This is a genomic window from Providencia sp. Me31A, from assembly GCF_050487165.1.
Lineage (GTDB): Bacteria > Pseudomonadota > Gammaproteobacteria > Enterobacterales > Enterobacteriaceae > Providencia.
Genome location: NZ_JBKQGZ010000056.1, coordinates 1 through 3,324, shown reverse-complemented (window position 1 = coordinate 3,324; position 3,324 = coordinate 1). Strand labels below are relative to the sequence as shown.

Genomic DNA, 3,324 nt, shown 5'->3' with positions numbered 1-3,324 from the left:
AACAAGCGCAGGACTAATTTTTGATCCAAAAGACAACAAATGTAATTGTAAAATCGAAATGTCACAAGGTGATTTATTCGCTTTTATTGTTTGTTATCAATATCATGGCGGTGGATCAAAAACTAAAGAATATAAAAAATACTGGGGCAGATATTCACACAACAACCCAGAAAAAAGCATCTTAGAAATCATGGAGTCAGGCGGAAAATGGCCAGACTTACAAAAATATGACTAATAAATTTTACCCATTCATAAACTAAATAATCGCTTATTAAACACTATCAATAATACTAAATAAGCGATTATTTAGCCTTAAATTCTACCAATTACCAATCTATATAATCGCTTATCAAACCCTATCAATTAAACTATATAATCGCTTATTTAGTTTTAAATCTGCTTTTCTATGTAATCGCTTATAAAAACCTGATTTGACATTTTTTTATTATGTTTTATTTAATCAGTATGACCTAAAAAATTTAGAGAGCCAGCACAATTAATCCTTCGGATTAATAGCTGGTGAGGGGTGGGCTTCGCCTCCCCCCTTCAATCCCCCCTAAAAGCAGGTCAACTAATAAAATATGCCGGAGGTTGTTATGCGCGAAAAAAGAAAACTAAAAAATGATAAAGTCAAAACATATAAAGACAAATACAAAAGAAAAAATATGATTAGTTTGTGTTTGGATGATGACGAATATTTAAAAATAAAAAAAATTGCTGATGAATTAAATGTTCCAAGAGCAACAGCAGTTAGAAAAATTCTAATCTCAAATGCCAATGTTCTTTTATCTGAAATTAAAAAAAATGATAATAAAGACTTGGTTTTGGAATTAAATAAAATTGGAAATAATTTAAATCAAATTACAAAAAAAATTAATTCCAATATTGAATATTTTTTAATGGGTGATGCTGAAACCTTAGCTTTATCTATTGATGAATTAAATGAGAATTTCAATAAGGCATTAAAGGAGATCTTATGATACATAAAATTATCGGAGGAAAAACAAAACAAAAACAGCGAAATATAAAAAACTCAATAATTTACTTGCTCAGAGAAAAAAAACCAGAAGAACAAGAATTTATAAAAATATTATCAGGCAGCAAAGATCAGCTTTTAAATTTTAATAAAACAATAATAAACAAAAATTTAAAAAGTCCTTATGTTGCTGGGGTTTTGTCTTTTGAAGAAGAAAACACAGAAGAAACAAAAAAATACAAAATTATTTCAGAATTTGAAGAAATGATTTTTGCTGGAATACCAGAAGAATACAGACCCCCTGTTTTATGGGTGGAGCACCGAGACAAAGGAAGGCTTGAACTTAATTATTTAACTTTTAATGCTATTAATACAGGTAGATCTTTTCCTGTTTTTTTAGATAAAACAGATCGACGATTATTTAATGATTTCAGCGAGATAATAAATTATCAAAATGGATTTACCAGCCCTTTTGATGATTTTAGCGACGTTCAAAAAAAACGAATGACCGAACCCGCAGGAAATACACTACCAAAAGCAAAAAAAGAACTCATAGCATTACTAAATAATCGCTTATGTAGCTTAATAAACAGTAAAAAAATAAATAATAAAAATGAATTAATTCAATACCTTAAAGAGGTTGAAGGTTTCAAAATAAACAGGATATCTAAAAATACAGTTTCAATTATTACTTCAATTGATGAAACACCGATCAGATTAAAAGGTGATATTTATCAGGATGGCAGAGATTACAATGATTATTTTCAAGAAAAAAAACTAAGACCAGAACGATCTCAGGCTGTTATTGATGAAAAGCTAAACCAACATCAAGAAAGCTATAAAAAAGGCTTAGAAGCTCGCACAGCTCGAAATAAAAAAGTTTACATAGATCCTATTTTAAACAGGTTAAAACAAAATTTAATAAATAAAAATCAAGATATTACTGTTGGCGTTACTATTCCAGAGGAGAGAAAAAATGACAATAAAAAACAATTTACACCAAGCCCAGTTACAACAGCTTTTAATACAATTGAAAGAATTAGAAAACAGCAACAAGAGATTGATGTTAAACAACAATTTATTTGTCGAGAATATGAAAAAACAAGATCAAGAATTGATAACATTACAACAGAAATTAGCATCACAGACGGAAGATTTAGATTTTTTGGAGATTACTTTGATCGATTTGGTAAGTTTTTTGATGAAACAATGCGATCAATTAAAGAATTCTTTACCATTGAAAAAAGACCAGAAGAAAAACAACAACCAAAACCAGAAGCAAAAAAACCAGAAAAATCAGAGGTTAAAGGAAGATTTAAGTATAGATGATGACATTAAACAAATTAAAAACACGATGATTTTTTTGGTAGAACAGTATAAAAAAACCAACCAAAACATTACTATATAATCGCTTATATAGCTTTAACACTCAACACCGAGAGAAGTAAAAAACTTGCTTTTTTGCTTCGGGTCGGTGTTTTCCAGCTTTTAAATTAACCAAAAACCAAAACTGAAACTTTCGTTTCTTATCCGTTCGCAAGCTCACAAGCTATCGCCTTATACCCCATAAAACGAACTGTAACGCATCCTAAGACGCTTTTATGTTTTTCAATGTAAACCCCCCTATTGTCGCTAGTTGCGTAGCAATGAGCCGTAAGGCGATGGGTGAGCGTAGGCGAACGGACAAGGGAATTTATTCCCCCTGGTTTTGACTTTGGTTTTTATTCATATGACAGCAAACCTATTGCTTTAATTTGAAAAATAAAATCATTAATTATCATCGGGAAGTGCGAAGCAATATTTTTAAGGTTTACATTTTTAGCAAAAAAAACCGATCTAAAGAATGAAGAAGGAAAACAAGCTTAACCCCCGTAAATACTAGATCGTAACTGTCAGGTTTGGACAGTTTAACTGTCAGATCCTGCAAAGTTAGCTGTCATTTTCTAAGATATTTTGACAGGTAAGATCTCAATCGCTGACAGCTATCCTGTCAAATAAAATTAAATAATAAAATTTGACAAGTCAATTTTTATATTGTATTAACAAGTTATGAATCAAATTAGGAGGTTAAAATGACAGATAAAAGAGAAGCAAACAAAGCTGGAAAATCGCGCCGAGGATTACAAAAATACAAAGAAAACCCTTTTATTATGGCGGCAAGCGTGAACACAAAGGGAGGAACAAGAAAAATTATAGGGAAAAATGATAAATTAATGGTTGTCTCGGAGGAAACAGGAGAGAGGATTGGCGGAGCAGGTTTTTTCCAGTATTACGAAGTGGATCAAACGCAGTTTTTAAAATTATATGTTAATGGTGTTAAGGCTTTAACTGAATTAACAAGCGCAGGA

3 protein-coding genes and 1 pseudogene are annotated in these 3,324 nt (G+C 30.7%); all 4 read left to right on the top strand.

Going from position 1 to position 3,324, the window contains the following annotated elements:
* On the top strand, positions 1 to 235 hold a 235-nt coding region (locus tag ACLPIE_RS22345), incomplete at its 5' end, for a hypothetical protein (RefSeq protein WP_430263828.1).
* 361 nt (positions 236 to 596) lie between these two features.
* Positions 597 to 980, top strand: coding sequence for a plasmid mobilization relaxosome protein MobC (gene mobC, locus ACLPIE_RS22340; protein ID WP_335674350.1), 384 nt, complete (start codon positions 597 to 599; stop codon positions 978 to 980).
* Positions 977 to 2,305 (top strand): hypothetical protein, encoded by a 1,329-nt coding sequence (locus ACLPIE_RS22335; protein WP_430263827.1) that lies wholly within the window; start codon positions 977 to 979, stop codon positions 2,303 to 2,305. The genes mobC and ACLPIE_RS22335 overlap by 4 nt, the downstream gene beginning before the upstream one ends.
* A 743-nt stretch (positions 2,306 to 3,048) precedes the next feature.
* Positions 3,049 to 3,324 (top strand): annotated as a pseudogene (locus ACLPIE_RS22330) (replication protein); the annotation flags it as partial.